14 protein-coding genes and 2 tRNA genes are annotated in these 16270 nt (G+C 58.3%); 8 read left to right on the plus strand and 8 right to left on the minus strand.

Annotated elements, in window-relative coordinates:
* The first annotated feature begins 56 nt into the window (after positions 1-56).
* Positions 57-1319: a cation:proton antiporter gene (locus VO57_009295; protein XBL68338.1), complete on the plus strand. Its 1263-nt coding sequence runs from the start codon at positions 57-59 to the stop codon at positions 1317-1319.
* A 117-nt stretch (positions 1320-1436) separates the two neighbouring features.
* Entirely contained in the window at positions 1437-1586 is a 150-nt protein-coding gene (locus VO57_009300) for a hypothetical protein (protein ID XBL68339.1), read from the plus strand.
* 224 nt (positions 1587-1810) lie between these two features.
* Here VO57_009300 and VO57_009305 read toward each other — a convergent pair whose 3' ends face one another.
* Positions 1811-2338 (minus strand): nuclear transport factor 2 family protein, encoded by a 528-nt coding sequence (locus VO57_009305; protein ID XBL68340.1) that lies wholly within the window; start codon positions 2336-2338, stop codon positions 1811-1813.
* Between the two features lie 401 nt (positions 2339-2739).
* Here VO57_009305 and VO57_009310 point away from each other — a divergent pair, with 401 nt between their 5' ends.
* Entirely contained in the window at positions 2740-5208 is a 2469-nt protein-coding gene (locus tag VO57_009310; protein ID XBL68341.1) for a TonB-dependent receptor, read from the plus strand.
* Positions 5209-5295: 87 nt separating this feature from the next.
* Here VO57_009310 and VO57_009315 read toward each other — a convergent pair.
* A tRNA-Pro gene (locus VO57_009315) sits at positions 5296-5372 on the minus strand.
* Positions 5373-5584: 212 nt separating this feature from the next.
* The gene (locus VO57_009320) at positions 5585-6322 is read right to left on the minus strand and encodes a reverse transcriptase domain-containing protein (GenBank protein ID XBL68342.1); all 738 of its coding nucleotides are present in this window, start codon (positions 6320-6322) and stop codon (positions 5585-5587) included.
* Positions 6323-6718: 396 nt separating this feature from the next.
* On the opposite strand from VO57_009320, the gene VO57_009325 reads away from it, so the two are divergent.
* From VO57_009325 to VO57_009335, 3 genes are all read left to right on the plus strand, one after another.
* A complete protein-coding gene (locus VO57_009325) occupies positions 6719-7411 on the plus strand; it encodes a helix-turn-helix transcriptional regulator (GenBank protein ID XBL68343.1) in 693 nt (230 codons plus the stop codon).
* Between the two features lie 20 nt (positions 7412-7431).
* Complete coding sequence (locus tag VO57_009330) at positions 7432-8001, plus strand: HEPN domain-containing protein (protein ID XBL68344.1); 570 nt, start codon at positions 7432-7434, stop codon at positions 7999-8001.
* Between the two features lie 521 nt (positions 8002-8522).
* Positions 8523-9542, plus strand: a complete 1020-nt coding sequence (locus tag VO57_009335) for a reverse transcriptase domain-containing protein (protein ID XBL68345.1) — start codon at positions 8523-8525, stop codon at positions 9540-9542.
* Here VO57_009335 and VO57_009340 read toward each other — a convergent pair.
* The gene (locus VO57_009340) at positions 9522-10112 is read right to left on the minus strand and encodes a recombinase family protein (GenBank protein XBL68346.1); all 591 of its coding nucleotides are present in this window, start codon (positions 10110-10112) and stop codon (positions 9522-9524) included. The two genes, VO57_009335 and VO57_009340, sit on opposite strands and share 21 nt — an antisense overlap.
* 232 nt (positions 10113-10344) lie before the next feature.
* Here VO57_009340 and VO57_009345 point away from each other — a divergent pair, with 232 nt between their 5' ends.
* Entirely contained in the window at positions 10345-12057 is a 1713-nt protein-coding gene (locus tag VO57_009345) for a hypothetical protein (protein XBL68347.1), read from the plus strand.
* A gap of 149 nt (positions 12058-12206) precedes the next feature.
* On the opposite strand, the gene VO57_009350 is transcribed toward VO57_009345, so the two are convergent.
* A complete protein-coding gene (locus VO57_009350) occupies positions 12207-12749 on the minus strand; it encodes a hypothetical protein (GenBank protein XBL68348.1) in 543 nt (180 codons plus the stop codon).
* A gap of 122 nt (positions 12750-12871) precedes the next feature.
* Between VO57_009350 and VO57_009355 the strand changes: the two genes are divergently transcribed.
* The gene (locus VO57_009355) at positions 12872-13198 is read left to right on the plus strand and encodes a helix-turn-helix transcriptional regulator (protein ID XBL68349.1); all 327 of its coding nucleotides are present in this window, start codon (positions 12872-12874) and stop codon (positions 13196-13198) included.
* Positions 13199-13283: 85 nt separating this feature from the next.
* Here VO57_009355 and VO57_009360 read toward each other — a convergent pair whose 3' ends face one another.
* From VO57_009360 to VO57_009370, 3 genes are all read right to left on the minus strand, one after another.
* A complete protein-coding gene (locus VO57_009360) occupies positions 13284-15014 on the minus strand; it encodes a site-specific integrase (protein XBL68350.1) in 1731 nt (576 codons plus the stop codon).
* A gap of 85 nt (positions 15015-15099) precedes the next feature.
* A tRNA-Ile gene (locus VO57_009365) sits at positions 15100-15176 on the minus strand.
* A 71-nt stretch (positions 15177-15247) separates the two neighbouring features.
* Positions 15248-16237, minus strand: coding sequence for a polysaccharide deacetylase family protein (locus VO57_009370; GenBank protein XBL68351.1), 990 nt, complete (start codon positions 16235-16237; stop codon positions 15248-15250).
* Positions 16238-16270: the final 33 nt, after the last annotated feature.

Raw genomic sequence — 16270 nt, forward strand, 5'->3', positions numbered from 1 at the left:
CGAGGGGGCCTGAAGCCGCTTCGGGCCCCCATCCGCTGCCCGCGCGTTGAAGGCTGATGGACAAGGCAACCTTCGGTCTCGATCCCTACCATATCCTGCTGACCGGTTGCGGGCTGGCGATCATCGCCGCCTATTGGCTGCCGCGCTACTTCCGGGGGCGAGAGCCAGCCGCATCGGGCCTGCTGATCCTTGGCGGGCTGGCGGTCTTCGGGCTGCTGCCCGGCGTGCCCAACGCGCTCAACCCGATAGACAACCCGCGGGTGTGGGAACTGGCGTCGGAATTCGCGGTGATCATCGCGCTGTTCGGCACCGGCATCCGGATCGACAAGATCCGCGGCCACAACCTGTGGAACACCACGATCCGGATGCTCACCATCGCGATGCCGCTGTGCATCCTTTCGGTGGTGGTGCTGGGGCTGGGAATCGGGCTGTCGATCGCCGGGTCGGTGCTGCTGGCGGCCGTGCTCGCCCCGACGGACCCGGTGCTGGCGGCCGACGTGCAGGTCGGGCCGCCGCTCGAAGGGGGCGAACACCCGGTTCGATTCGCACTCACGACCGAGGCGGGCCTGAACGACGGGCTGGCCTTTCCCTTCGTCTATCTGGCGATCTTCATCGTCGCGGCGACTGGTGGGGTGGGCGAGTGGATCGGCGAATGGCTGGGCTTTTACGTCGTGTACAAGATCGCAGTCGGTGTGGTTGCGGGCTGCGCCGCCGGATGGGTTCTCGGCCGGGTGCTGTTCACTCTTCCGGGTGATAATCCGCTGGCCAATGCCGGAACCGGGGTGATCGCGCTGGCCGGTGTGCTGGTCACCTATGGTCTGACCGAACTGATTGAGGGCTATGGCTTCATCGCCGCCTTCTTCATGGGGTTGGTGCTGCGCCGCAAGGAGGCGGAGCATGAGTATCATGGGCGGCTGCACAGCTTTTCGAGCGCGCTGGAACACTCGGTTACCGCCGTGCTGCTGGTGCTGCTGGGCGGCGCGATTCCGGCGCTGCTGGGTTATCTCGACTGGCAGCACGCGCTGCTGGGCGTTGCGCTGATCTTCATCATCCGCCCGATCAGCGGGATGCTGGCCCTGTGGGGCGATCCGATGTCGCTGCGCCAGCGCGGGGTGGTCGCCTTCTACGGGGTGCGGGGGATCGGTTCGATCTATTACCTCGCCTACGCCGGCGGCCAGCTGAACCTGGTGGACGAGGGCGCGCTGTGGGCGACGGTCACTTTTACGATCCTGCTATCGACCATCGTCCACGGCTTCAGCGCGGGCAGCGTGGTGTGGGCGGCGACCCACGAAGGCGAGCGGCCAAGCGAGCCGACCTGAGCGGTCCGCGCTGATGCCTCGATGATCGACGCGATTGACAGTTTAAGAGCTTCTCTAACTTGACTTGTCAAATGCCCCAAAAGTAAGGTTTTTCGGCCAACTTGTTAGGAGCGACCCTTGGCCAGCCGAATCCCCAATACCGAAGAAGGTCGCCAAGCCTATTTCAAACGCCGCCGCGACCGCAAAACGCTGGGCAAGGCGATCGTGATCGGTCTGCTGCTGCTTGCTGCGGCGCTGCTGGGCGTGGCCTACACGCAAGGGCTTTGATTCTCCTCGCCTAGCGACCCCGATATCGGGGTGAGCAGGCGCGGGAGCAGACTGACCAGTCGGCCCCGTGGTGCCTTTTCCACCGGCAGGACGACAGCGACCGCACGCCGGAAGAAGCCCGCTTCGAGGATACACGATCCGCGCCGCAGGATCCGGTCGGATCGCGGCACGCCGTTGATCGATGCAGTATTGCTTGGAGGTGGTCGCGCCTATCTGGCTGCGGGTTATTCTGGCCAATCGCGTCGTTCGCTGAAATCCGCTCCGCTTCGTGAGCCGCGGTGGATGCCCGGCTGGTCGAAGAAGGAATGGTCGGCGGGCTGGTCGGTCACCCAGTCGGTGACAAGCCGCCGCTTCGCGATGCGCCACTCACCGTTCCTGCAGGCGTATTCGTCGACATAACGGCCCGCGATGAACAGGTCGCGCGGTGCGCCGTCCTCGCCGGTGCTGTTGTGCCACGCCTGGAAATAGCATTCCCCGCTCGCGGTGTCCGCACCGGTGAAGATGATCGACACCTGTCCCAGCTGATGGTGCGAGGCACCGGCCTGGCCGAGGAATTGCTGGCAGAAGGCGACGAATTCGTCCGGCCCGCCTGCCGACAGCCCGGCATCGACATGCGCGTCGTCGTGGAAGGCGCTGCGCTGAAGCGGGGCATCGAGCCGGTCGAGTCCGCGCACGTAGCGCTGTACTGCCGCAGTAATATCGCGCCGCGCTGCGAGATCCCGAACTTCCGCTTCCAGGTCGAACCCGCTCATTTCGGCGTCTCGCAATTTATCGTGGGGTCGATGGCCCGACCGCGGTGCGAACTGTGCTCATGCACGCTCGTAGAGCCGCCGCCGGTGCGCGGGCTCGGCACTGTCTTCATCGGAAACTCCCCCTCTTGGTCCGCGCTCTTCGCAGGTCGGCTTGCTGCCAGGATGGTGGAGGCTAGGCACTGCGGGATGCGCCATCCACTCGCCATCTGGTTAGGTGGCCGCATGGTCGCGGAGGCGCCTCTGCCGCGCAGTTGTTCGGTATGCAGGAAGGCTGGTGCCCGCAGAATGCACTAAGAGGCGAATGTTCGCAGCCAGCGCGCCAGACACGCTAGCCATTGGACTAGTGTGGCCAAGTAACGAAATCTCCTAAGCCAATACCATAACAAAAATGGGAGTGGATCATGAACCTCGTTCTTCGCGGTGTGTTGTTGTCGTCTGCTGCGACCGCGCTGGTGGCTGGTGTTTCTCCGGCCCTTGCGCAGGACAGCGAGGTCTCATCGGATAGCCAGGCGGACGAGCCGCAGGAGGGCGGGATCGGAGAGATCGTCGTCACCGCGCGCAAGCGTGAGGAAAGCCTGCAGGACGTGCCCGTTGCTGTCAGTGCCTTCGACGAAAAGCTGATCGAGAACCGGGACATCACCAGTGTCGAGAAGATCGCCGCGATCGCGCCGAATTTCAATGTCGGGCGCGCGTCGAACGGTTCGGGCGCGCAGCTGACCCTGCGCGGTATCGGCTCCTCCTCCACCTCGATCGGTATCGAGCAGTCGGTCGCGGTGGTGGTCGACGGGGCATACTACGGTCAGGGCCGCGTCATTCAGGAAGGCTTTTTCGATCTGCAGCGGGTCGAGGTTCTCAAGGGGCCGCAGGCGCTCTTCTTCGGCAAGAACGCGACGGCCGGCGTCATTTCGATTACCAGCGCAGACCCCGGGCCGAACCCTGAATTCATGCTGCGCGGCGGCTACGAATTCCAGGCGCAGCAGTATCGCGTCGAAGGGGTTGCCTCGGTTCCGTTGTCGGACACGGTCGGCGTCCGCCTCGCCGCGCGCTACTCGAACTCCAACAAGGGATACTACCGCAACGAAAGCGTCGACCGGACCTATTCGGTCTTCGACCTGGCGACTAGCACGACCGAAGACCTGATCGCGACGCCCGCGCCAACCTGGCAGCCTGCGGAAGAGGAATTCATCGGTCGCGCCACGCTCAAGATAGAACCGAGCGATCGCCTTACGCTCACCCTCAAGGGGACGTTCGACAGCAATAATGTCAACAACTCCTCGTGGAATTACGTCCCCTATGCATGCGGCCTGCCCTCGGGCGTCTCGCAGCTCACCGAATATGCGTGCGAGAGGGACTTCGTCACGCACCAGAACAACATTCCCGCAGCGATCGCCGCCAGCGGCTTCCCTTTTGCAAGGCAGGACGGCTCGCTCTACAACCGCTATCGGTCGGCCGCGGGCACGCTGAACGTCCAGTATGATGCGGACGTGCTGCAGATCAGTTCGGTGACCAATTACCAGTGGACCAACAACCGCTGGGCCTGCGCCTGCGACTTCCAGTCGAGCGACATTTCCAACTGGGCGACCGAGAATTCGAGCTGGAAGGCGTTCTCGCAGGAGCTGCGCGCGCTGAGCCAGCTCGACGGCCCGTTCAATTTCATGGTCGGCGCGCTCTATCAGACGACCAAGCGCGACTTCGAGCAGTACATCATTCTTGGCGGTGTCGCCAACAGCGCGGCCCCTCCCGGCTTCGAGTATGTCGGGACTTCAAAGACGAGCTTCACCGACGGCGACACCCTCGCCGTATTCGGTCAGGCGACTTTCGAGATCACGCCGACCCTCGAAGTTTCGGCCGGTGGCCGGTATACGACTGAATCGAAGGACAGCTTTTTCACCCAGCCGTACAACAATCCCGGGCTGGCCGCGATCTTCCGTCCGCAGGACGATCCGGACGGGCTGGGCGTCATCACCGCGAGCCAGGACTTCACCGATTTCTCGCCCGAAGCGACGATCACATGGAAGCCTTCGACCGGCCTCATGATCTATGGCGCGTACAAGACCGCCTACAAATCGGGCGGCTTCTCCAACGGCGGCATCAACTCCAAGTTTTCCGCGGACCCGAAGGACGACCTGACATTCGATCCCGAGACTGCCGAGGGCTTCGAATTCGGCATTAAATCGACGCTGCTGGATCGTCAGCTGCGCCTGAACCTGACGCTGTTCACCTATGACTACAAGGATCTGCAGGTCGACTTCTTCAACTCGCCGATCTTCGCGTTCCAGACGCTCACGGCAGATGCCCGGACGCGCGGCGTCGAGCTGGAGTTCGAATTCGCCCCCCGCGGCGTTCCCGGACTGAACCTGAGCGGCTCGATCAACTACACGGACGCCCAATATACCGATTTCCCGTTGGCCCCCTGCTATGCCGGCCAGACAGTTTCGGAAGGATGCACGCTGATCGGCGGGATCACGGCCCGCCAGGATCTGACCGGCGCTGCGCTGTCGGTCGCGCCGGACTGGACCGGAAATCTTGGCGTGGTCTATGAAATGCCGGTGGGCAGCAGCATGAAGCTCGGCTTCAATGCCGATGCTCGCTATTCCGACGAATACCTGGCATCGGGCTTCGGCAATCCCCTGTCGCTGCAGGATCGCTACGTCACGCTCGACGTTGGCGTGCGCTTCGGTGCCGACGACGATAACTGGACGCTGGCGGTGATCGGCAAGAACCTGACGAACCAGTTCTACGTGACCGGGGTCGTCGATGGCCCGCAGACGGGTAGCGGGACGGGCACCGCGACCGGCGTCAGGGCCGACCAGGTCGGCTTCGGATCGCTGCCGCGCACCGTGATGGTGGAAGTCACCAAGCGGTTCTGATCGACACGGTTCGCGGCGGATGTGCGGCTCGCAAGCCACCGCTCCTGCCCTGGCAAGCAATGCGGAGGTGAGGCTTCTCGCGAAAAATGGTCGGGGAGACAGGATTCGAACCTGCGACCCTCTGCTCCCAAAGCAGATGCGCTACCAGGCTGCGCTACTCCCCGACACGGGATATCTTATGGCGGTCGCTTCCGGTGGGCCCGGCAGGACCGCAACCCCCATTAAGCCGTCATCAGCAAAAACAAGGTCTTACGTCGAACTGAGACCTTACTTGTGTCACACTACTGTGTCACACACTGGCTCCGTACGGCTGGCGGATATAGCGGTCAAGCAATGCGTAACTGAGCCCCGCACGTTAGGCTCGTAAGCGGTATCTCTACGGCGTGTTTCCGTCCTCTACAGTAGCGCAATATGCCACAAATGCCTCTTCGGCTGCGGGGCTTGGCCCTTCTCTGAAAAATTGATCAATGCGCTCATCTCTAACGGTAGTCACACCTTCAGAAAGATCGCAGTTGAAGATGTCGATAGCTTCCGAAGGCGGTCGAAGCTTCTCCGTGCTGATGGCAAATCCGTCTGCCGCAAGAGCACGCAAGGTCGTTTCATAGGCCGCTTCCAGCGCATCACCATCGTCTGAAGAAAGAGAAATGTCATCCACATAGGCTGCCACGTGGACGTCGTCTGGAAGCCCGCACAAGTGTCTACCAACATCCGAGCTCGCCACAACTAGGGATGCAAGGATAGTTGATTGAGGAAAGCCGTAGGGCAGAGCATATGGCGGGTTGCCGAACGGGTTCGAGACCGTTGACCATTTGGCGTAAAACCGCTCGTTCCCGATCCCGGTCCGTTCCAGCGCGCTTTGTACGCGTCGCCGTGAGATGCTGTAGAAGAAATTGGCGATATCGATACGCGCGAATAGCTTATTCTTCCGGTGATCATGGATCGCCGCAACATGCCCACCTTTCCTCAGGTGATAATAGATTGGATCGAAGGCATAGGCCTTTTCGACAGCTTGTTTAAGCTCCTGACCAATCCGCCTGCCGATCTTGCTCGGGACGAAGATTGGTTTTCCGTTCCGATTGTAGGAATAAGAGAAATTTGGGATTGCCACGGGCATAGCTGACAGCCTTGATCACGATTTCGACTACCACCTGAACCAATCCGAGGATTGCAGTCCAGAGCAGAAGCTTCTCGCGATCAAGGCCGGTGCGCGGCTTTTCAGTCATAAGCACCTCCCTCATCAACGCGTCCGGCAAACCACAAACCCTCTTAAGAGGGGTTGTCAGCCAAGAGACCCGATGGGCTCAAAACGTGAATTCCCGGATGGCTGAAAAGCTAAATCTGGGATTTCCGACAGGTGGGCATGTGGACCTATCGCCGAACGTGCAAGCAGAATAGGATGGCACCGGTCGCTGCACAAGGGTTTAGTCGTTCGCGAGCGTTCGGGAGAGGTTCGGGGACGATCCGCGCTCCATTGTTCATGTCTGTTGAACCAATAATACGGAGACCGAGCATGGACACGTTGAAGCGAGACCCGGAATACATCGCTGAGCAGGTGAAGCTCATTCGGAAAATGTTTAGCCTTACCCAAGAAAACTTGGCTGATGCGGCAGGCCTGAGCTCGCGCACGATAGAGAAAATTGAAAGCGGTCGGCATCGGCCAGAGATACAGACACTGCGCAGCATCGCGAGGGCGGTGCAATTCGATGTGAACGTATTTGCAAAGCCGAGCCCTGAAGAGGAAGAGCGCCAAAAGTCGGAAATGCTCCGCGCTTTCCGGAAGACTGTCGTTGCACCCATAAACCCAGTTCGAACTGTAAATGACTTCCTGCACGCTCTGGAAGCCCGGGATGCATTCCGTATCGATACCTCTGCCGTCAGCGAAGATGCCGCCCTTTCTATAGCGGCTGAGATGACTGATTGGATCAGAGATTTGGGGGACATATGGGACGAGTGTTACATGTCTCAACGAGTAGAGTACGCGAGAGAGTTCGTGAACTTGTGCCAGCAAATTGAGGGCGCAGGCTACATTTGTTATATGGGCAGACACCGCCAACAGATGAGATATCGTGAGGGGTCTAGAACTATCCTGACTGTCGGACTCATGATCATCCTCCCCAAAAATTCAGATGCGACCCGATATACAATCATTCCTCTAGAAGGGGTTTGGGAAAGTGTGGAAGAAGAACGCGCTAATTTGGAATAGTTCAGGACTTTTTAAATAATATGTCGCAGGGACTTCGGGATCAGATTGTTGAGAAGATTGTTCAAGGCCAACCTTCTCTCGGAGCATTTCTTCATAGTTCTCCAAATGCTCTCGACCTGAGCGTTGGTTCTTGGGATTTTCAGTCCTATGCATTTCAACAGGGCTTCGAGACCCTATGGGATCATGCGCGAGCGGATCGCTCGGGGTTGCTGATCCAGCCCATGCTCTCGCTCTGGCGGCAAAGCATCGAATTGTCTCTAAAGGCAGCGATAATTTACATTGCCGGTGAAATCCCGGGCAATCCGGGCCACAAGCTGGACGCACTTTTTTCTGAACTCATAGCCGCAATATCCTCATTTGGATTGTCTGTCGATGACCATTTGACCGCTAGCGTCAGTGATATGATTGCTCTGGCGCAATCAATCGATCCGATTGCTGACCGGTTTCGATATCCGACCAATAAGAAGGGCGAGGTATTTGAGAGGCTCTCAACTGATCTCGACGAGCTATTTCAAGCTCATTGGATCATCGTCACCTATTGCGAGGGAGCGGCAATAGAGGTGGAGGCCCTCAGAGGATCGACATCCTAGCGGCTGCACCCGCAGGTCATTCGGAGCGCATTTGGGCGAGGGAAATTAGCTCTTACTATTGCGAGCAGCTGGATTGATTTTGCAACTGGTTGCAACGCTGAATTAACGAGAATGCTGATCGAGTTCATTGCAACGGGTTGCAACCGATAGTTGTTGCAGAGCGTTTCCCTGTGCTTATAAGCCCCAGCTCCTTTTGATCCTCAGGAGCTTTCGTGGCCATCTTATTTTGCCCTCACTGCGATGTTTCCGCATCGGGCAAGTTGTTCACGCCCGAGCGATTTGTATCAGAAATTACTTCGGATCAGTCGCGGCCTGTCTACCTTTGCGCGACTGCGGAGAGGCAACTACGTGAGTGGACCCGAAGTGCCGCCAATCGTTCGCTAAGGAGGATCGAAGACGCGTACGCTCTAGGTCGCTACAAGATCGCTCGACGTGAAAGACGCGAACACATCGCGAGGCGGGCGGTTCATCTCCATGCGCTCTTCCTCGCGTTGCGGATGCAGTGGCCTGTTCTTAGCAGCATGTCATCAGAAGAGCAGGAACGGGTGAGGCGGCATCGGATACGAGTTGCCTTCGAACAGCTTCCACGCATCGGCAACTTCCGCAAGCCTGCCCGCGCGCGAATGCGTCTCAAGCCAAAGCGCAATGGGCAAGGGCATCGCGGAATTACCTCTTTCGGCTGGGTAGATAAAGCGCGTCAGTTTGTGCTCCGCTCAGCCTTCCAACCCTTTGCGAACCTCCACGAGGCCCAGTTCATGTATGCGCATGAAGGAATTCCTCGTGGACCAGCGGCGGTTCGCGAAGCTCTCCTCTCGTCCCTCGCTGATCGCGGTGATGGATGGTCGTTCCTGCAATTCGACATCGTGGACTTCTACGGGTCGATCTCGCACGCATGGCTGGAGAGTAACCTCGGCATCGATCCGATGGTCGTATCTCGTCATGTCCATACCGGGCAGATGATGATTAAGCGTCCTAGGAAGATGGCCACCGTTCATGCCACGCATGAAGCAAACGCAGAGGGGGGTCTGCGGGGAATACCGCAAGGATCGGCGCTCTCTCCCATCATCGCCGACTGGATAATGGCCCAGGTTCTAAGAGATACCGCTGTCTTCGACGAACTGCCGGTCTACGTTTGGTCGGACAACGTCGGCGTGCTTGCACCCCGGCATAGGGAGAGAGAGATCGTCGGCCTTGTCCGAGAAGCTTTCGAGCGACACGGCGCAGGCCCCTTCAAACTAACATACAGCGCCAAGCCGACCGTTGAAGAGTTCAAGTTCCTTGGCACCAATTATCGAGTGGACGAGTGCGGGGTGCCGCACGCCTATATTGCAGAGCAAATCTGGTCCAACTGGGTCTCGTCGATCGGGAGCCGACTGCTGATCGCGGGGTCCAACGAAATTGCAGATATTGAGCGTCACGTGGCCGGAAAGCGGGCGGCGTGGTCTTGGTGGGGCGGGTGGCCTGCAATTGAGGATGAGGTTGCTTCGCTTATCGCCAGCGCGAAGATGCAACCGGGCGTGTCAGAACGCATCGCTGCCTGACGAGCAGTAGCGAGAAACGGTATTCTTCGAGATACCGAACTGCGCCATCGTTTGTGAGATGCTCGCGCTGTTTTCGCGACGCCACTTGCGGACTTCCGACGGGTCGGCGGCATAAGGACGACCGAGGCTTTCTTTGCCGCGATGAGTTTTTCCCGTCGTCGCAAGCGCCGCTCGCGCAGCGTCTCGGCCTGCATCGCATCGTTCTTTGATCCGTTGGCGCTCCATGTCCGCGATCTGTGCAAGCACGGCCACAATGAGCTCGCCCACGCCTTTGCCAATCGGTCCGAGGCCCACAACGTCGAGCGTAACTCCTTGCGAAATCAAATTACGAACGTTCGCCTGTACGTCGAGCGCGTCACGTCCGAGACGGTCGAGAGCATAGACACAAACAGTGTCGCCCTCGCGCACGTAGGATAAAAGATCGCTAAATCCGGGGCGGGTGGCAGCGGGCGTTGCTCCGCTCACACCTTCGTCGCTGAACTCACGATCAAATGGACCTTGGAGAGCACTGCGCTGTGCGTCGAGGCTCTGCCCTCCCGTAGATACTCGAAAATAGGCGATCCGGCTCATTCCTGTTCTCCCTACACCCAGAAGATAGCTAAGCTTTTTAGGGCATCCCCAAAACGTCTCCACCCTATCTTATGGGGCAGGAGGTGCAAGCCGAAATGCGCGCCCCAGAACTTACAAGTTTTGCTCTGCATTTTGACAAACGGGGCCCAATCGATATCACGGTGTAACAAACCTTTCTTTTTGAGAGGGCAGCATAGTTTCTGGTGGCATCTTTCTGGGGGGAGTGAATTTGATGCGTTCGTCGTTTCTATTATCCGCTGCTTTTTTTACGATTGCGGGCATGTTCGCAGCACCCTCACCCGCTCATGCAACGGCGGACACTGACGCTGCTACGCCCCAAAGCCTGTGGCAATTTCTTGATGATTCCTTTGAGGAGATTGCGTCAGCATGCATCAAGGAGGGTAAATTCAAGGCGAAAGAGCGAATTTTAGACGGTACGAAGTATCAGACTTTCGTGCCCGACTATGTTTGGAACTCCGATCGCCTAGATGGTCAACTAAGAGATCAGGTTACGGGCTCGAATGTAAATGGATTGCAAACCTACTGGGGAGGTATTTACAGCTCGCGATCTGTGACGAGCAGGCTACCCAATACCTCGTTAGACATCTTTTGGGGTGGTGATGAGCTAATAATCTCCACCGACCAAACTGACCGAGACATCGAGTTTACAAACTGTGTTACAATGGTAGCTGCACAAGGTGGAGTCGAAGCGAACTTCTCCGCTTTTCAAGCGGCTGTAGACTCGTCATTGGCCTCTTCAGAGAAGACTACAGCCTACGTATTTATAGGCAAGGCCTTTTCTCCCTATGCGATAGCTTTGGGAATGGAAAATACACAGGGGACTAGTCTCCCGCCAAACAGAAGTCCTCTACAATACATGACTAGGCTCTGGCACTGGTATAAGAGAAATCCGACTCAAGCAGCTAACACCCTCTATATCCCCGCGTCTGTCGACACTGTTCAAGTTCGCAGGGAAGCAAACGTTTCCTTAGAGACTTTACTCGACGCCCGCGCGAGTGCTGCATTTGGACTGGGTGTTGTGCAGGGCTCCGTATCTTCGAATGCGAAATACGATATGGCAATTGATCGCTCAAGTATTGATACGGACGTGGCTTTGCTGGGAGATTTTTCCTTTCTGGAAATTGATGACGCAAACCAGCTGGCGAAAAAACTGACCAATGCTCTTAAGTTGGACGTCGCTGGGCCTGAAAATATCCAAGAAATCGGCGCTAACAACTTTTCGTACACCGCAGAGATCGAGGGTATGAGCCGGGCTCTTTGTGACAGCGCAGAACTCGAAACGGACAGCGGTGGCGATTTCCCGGGCGTGAAGGCGTCTTACATCAGGCCAAAGCAAGACGCGGGCGGTGGCGAGACTGATGCTTGTATTGTTCGTTGGGACTTCCAAGGGCCGTCTCAAATCCGGGAAAAACACAGGCTTCAGCTTATAGTACGGTCTCGCTTAAGCAATGAGGGTGGCGGTGCATCGTTCGAAATTAAAACAAATGACGAACTCGCGTTAGCTGATGTAAGAAATAAAATAGGGCTCGGTGGATCGAGATTTCCTACTTTGACCTTGCGTCCAGAAGATGCGACCATGGATAAAGAGTACTCGTTAAATTACCTGATCAAGGAAGAAGACGGTGTGCGCTTAGAGCGCATCTTGGTCAATCCTTCTAATGTTTCAGTCGAGTGTGAGGGAAGGGATGCTAGCTTAAATGGTTTCGCCGAGTTGTGGGATGCCAACATTACGCAACCCGATACGAGGCGACTAGTCGGTCTCACTCTTCGCTTTAGCGCTGACTATTTCCGTTTCCTCGGGAAGGGGGACACTACTACGTGCTCACTTTCCGGCACTCTCCGCTCTGACAGATCCGGTATTAGCCCCGCAAGGTTCGATCTTCCCCTCCCAACAAAGGAGTTTTCGGTCGTTAGGCCGGAATGATCAAAATCTGACCAAGAGCAACGCCGCTTGGGCCCGTGCTATGGCTCATTTAAGGTGGAGAAATTACGGCGTCCAACCGCTTGTCATCATGAGGGCAGGAGACATCGCTTTGCAACAGGTTGCACAGGGCGCGGAGCGCTGAGCAGACCTCAAAATGCCAACTTATCTGAGAGGTCAGCCGGATCAGTTTCCACTGCTTCGGCGCCACACATGATGGCAACATGTTCGTCGTAAAGGCTACTAGACAACATAAGTTTTGGCTTCTCGGCGATGTTCGTCTCCTCGGGCTCACGCTTCATCGGCCTGCTAGACATATCCATCGAGTAAAGAGTGACGATGTCGGTCTGGCTCGGTTGCAGCGCGAATGGCTCCCATCCGGTGTAGCCACCCATCCGGTTTTTCGCATTAATTTCGCCACAGAAAATTAGCACTATCCCACCTCGATGCTTCCACGGAACCTTGTCTGATTGCCCTTCATCGGAGGTGTACACGGAACGAACGAGACGTGCCTGGACATTCCTAAACCGAGCCGAAGGATAATCCGTAAGCGCATCATCCAAGGTCGCCCGCGCTTCGGGGATAGCCGCCATTGCTCTAGCGTTGAGGGTTTCTTGGGCAGTGTCAGTTTGAGCCGCTGCCATGACTGGAATGGAAATGAGAGTAGCGCCAAGCACGGTCGCGAGCTTCAACATTCGATCTCCTGTCGTTCGTAAATAGGTACTATAAAGCCCTGTTTGCTAACTGCAAACCGGCATTGTGCGTGCCTGTCGCAATCGGTCCTTCGCCTCCAAAAGTCTCACCTTGGGAGGCGCGATTGGCCACACTGGCGAGAGAGTTTGGGAATGGGGTCCGTGTTCGCCGGAAAGCGCGCGGGCTCACGCAAGCAAAGCTCGGTGAGGCAGCTGGACTGAGCGAGGAGTGGTTACGTCGCATCGAACGGGGTGCCGGTACGCCGTCGTTTGACGCTATCGAAGCCTTATCAGAAGCTCTCGGGTGCTCGGCTGGTGATCTCTTCACCGTGCCGTCAACTCGTGATCAGAACCTCACGAGAATCGATGCAATGCTCGCCGATCTGCCCATCGATGATTTGGCATGGGTGGAGGAGCTGCTTTCGGTCGCTCTGCGCGGTAGAGGCGAATAACGCGAACGTGAGGCAGACTTACATCTGGATCACAGCCGCTCAGGTTGTGTTGCAACCGGTTGCAAAATTGGGCTGAAGAGACTGCCTATGTGGAGTCCTTCCGAAGCACACTTATGAGGCTGAAATCGTCATACTGCACTTTCTGGAGAGCCCGGTGTAGCAGCGGGACTGCGGTCCGGTCTCCGTACCGCTGGCCCTGATTGATTGCTGCCCAGCCGCCCAAGGCGTTTGCGGTGTCATCGGGTATGTCAGCCATCCGACAGGCATCCCTAAATCCATGCCGGAAGCTATGAAATACGAGCGAGGCGTCGCGCAGTCCGACACCGTCCATAAATCGTCCAAACCACTTCGAGAAATTATCTGAGTAACTGCCTTTGGCGCTTCGGGTAAGTCCGGGGAAAAGCCGGTCGGTCTTTCCGCAGCTTCGGACGTAATCCTCAAACCCTGCTGCGAGCAACTCATCGTGGATGGGGAGGATGCGTTCACTGTTGCGGTTTTTGAAGCGCTTCCCCTCCACCGCTCTACCGGTTCGGTCGAAACGCGTAAGATTGAGACATCGGACCCCATTGACCGTCACCGCGTCCTCAGTTCGCAGTTGGCATAGCTCGCCAGCGCGGGCTCCGGTGTACGCTGCCAAAGCAGGTATCCAAAACTTGTGAGGGGCTTCAATGCGGAATGCTGCAAGATGCCGAAAGATCGTCCTCAATTCATCCGGCGTCATTCCGCGTCGCTCGACTTCGGCCTCCCGCTTTGGCTTCAAACCTTCGGTTTTGACGGTTACGCCGTAGCCGTGAAGTGCGCCCCAGCGAAGGATGGTGCAGAGCCCTTGCACGTAGCTCCTTACAGTATTCGGTGCGAGGCGCTTATGATCGCCGTCATCGGCAGCCACGATGGATTGAGCAAAAGTCAGCCTTGGGAACTTCTTGGTTCCATTCGCGGGGAGCCGTTCGATGAAGGCGACCAGATGGGCGCAACGCTGCCGCGTGATCTGAGAGGTAGGTAGTTCTCGTCCCCATTCTTCCTCAATGAGACGGAAGAGTAAGCCGTACTTTCGAGCGGTGCTCTCGGTGCCATGGAGGCGCTCCCGCTCCGCGCGATAGTCGTCCAGAAGGTCGCCAACGGTGCCCCTATGCTCCTCACCAGCGTGTCCCATGGGATTAAAGATGGGATGGGCAGGCGTTCGCGCCTCACCGGTGAGGTGATCCCTCGCGAGCATGGTTTCATGCCGCAAGCCTTCCGCTACCAGCGATCTCAAGCGTCTGAAGGCTGGGCCGTCGTGATCGACCGACGCATAGTGGACCGCAGTTTTTATCCTACCGAGCTTAAGGGGCCTACTCGCGGCACCTGCTTCTACAAGCAGCCGATCGGCCATATCGGTAGCCAAGTCTCGCCCCTCTTCTCGGGCTTGAGACCCTAGTGCCTGATCCGCCTCGATGGCTTCGATAGCACCTTGAATGCCTGTGTCGTCATCCGGGGAGGGCTGGCGGATTGCGCTCCGACCGTTCCACCAGTCGCGAACGAGGTTTTCCAACTCACCTCTACCGAGTGCATCGATGCAACCGGTTGCAATGGCCGCTCGTTTAGCAGGCATTGATCGGAGCTCGTCCCTAGCTCTCGCAAACATCAGCTCAATCTCAGCCATCTTGATCGGGTAGAGCCGGATCGCTTCCCGCTTGCTCTCGGTACCCAAGCTGCGGCGGATCGATTCTTTTCCAACAACCGCGACGATCTCCATTGGCGTGCGCTTGCGCACCCACCAGCGGCTGGAGTTTTTCGGTCTGTGTAGCCCGGGGTAGTTCGCCATTTCATCGTCCATGTGTCACGCATATGTGTCACAGTTCGACGGGAAAACCCTATATTTTGCGATGGCTTACGCATTTCTGCGCCGTCCGGTGGGGGGGTGGTGGGCCCGGCAGGACTCGAACCCGCGACCTAGCCGTTATGAGCGGCCAGCTCTAACCAACTGAGCTACAGGCCCCCGGATCGCGATGCCATCGCAAGGCCGGGCGCTAGCCGCGATTGCGCGAGCCTGCAAGCGGGCAGTGGCCCTCAATCGTGGTCGGCGGCTGCCCAGATATCGGCAACCGTGCTCGGCGCGACCTTGTGCGCGGCCATGTGCGCGTAAACCCCGCTCAGCCAGCCATACAGCCGGTCCACATCCGCATCGCTATGGGTATAGGGCGTGTTACCGGGCGCGAGGGAGGGACTGTGGAACGACAGGACCAGCACCGGCAGCCCCGCATCAAGCGCGGCATCGACTGCTTTCTTTGCAGCGCCCAGCGGCGTACCCTCTGGCGTCAACCGCACCCGTTCGAGCAGGCCGGTGCGCGATGCGATTCCGGCACCTCGGGGCAGCCGGGTGAGCTTTGGGAACAGCGTCGCGCCAGAGCGCCTCAGCGCGCCGCGATAGACGCTGGTGACCGGCAGTTCGAGCAGCTCGGGCTCGCGAGAGACCCAGTAGGGGTGGTTGGGGAAATCCTCGTAATTGGGGCCGTCCTGCTCCGAATAGTCGAACAGCGCGCGGACCGATGTGTCCACGCGAATGCCGGTGTCGTGCAGGATCGCCTTGGTCGAAGGGCCCAGACCATATCGGCCCGCGCGGTAGGAAATCGGCGCGGTGCCGAACCCTTCCTCGATCGCATCGCGCAGGCGGGTAAACTTCTCGCGTTCCAGCTCTGCCGGAAGATTGCCTGCGAAGCTGTTGAAAGTAGTCACTTCTTCATCGAAGGGTGGATTGACCCAAGGGTGCAGCTGCACGCCGACCTCGGCCTTCCCGCGACGCACGGCATCGCCGATGATCTCGCGCGCGCGGGCCGACTGGACGATCGGCCAATCGACCAGATAGAGCGGCGAGACGCCCAGCTCTTCGCAGAAGGACTGGAACCGGGGGATCTGCTCGACATGGTCGAGATCGTGCTGGTCGCGGGTGAAGGGCTTGTCCCAGTCGAAGCCTTCTTCGGTATCGACGGTCAGCAGCGAAACGGGCGCGAAGCCGGGCGCGAATTGCGCCGCCTGGTCCGCCGTCGGCAATCTCAGCATAGGTTTTGGCCCCCGTCAGGTCGGGCGCCACGC

It is taken from the genome of Citromicrobium bathyomarinum (assembly GCA_001306305.2).
Lineage (GTDB): Bacteria > Pseudomonadota > Alphaproteobacteria > Sphingomonadales > Sphingomonadaceae > Alteriqipengyuania > Alteriqipengyuania bathyomarina.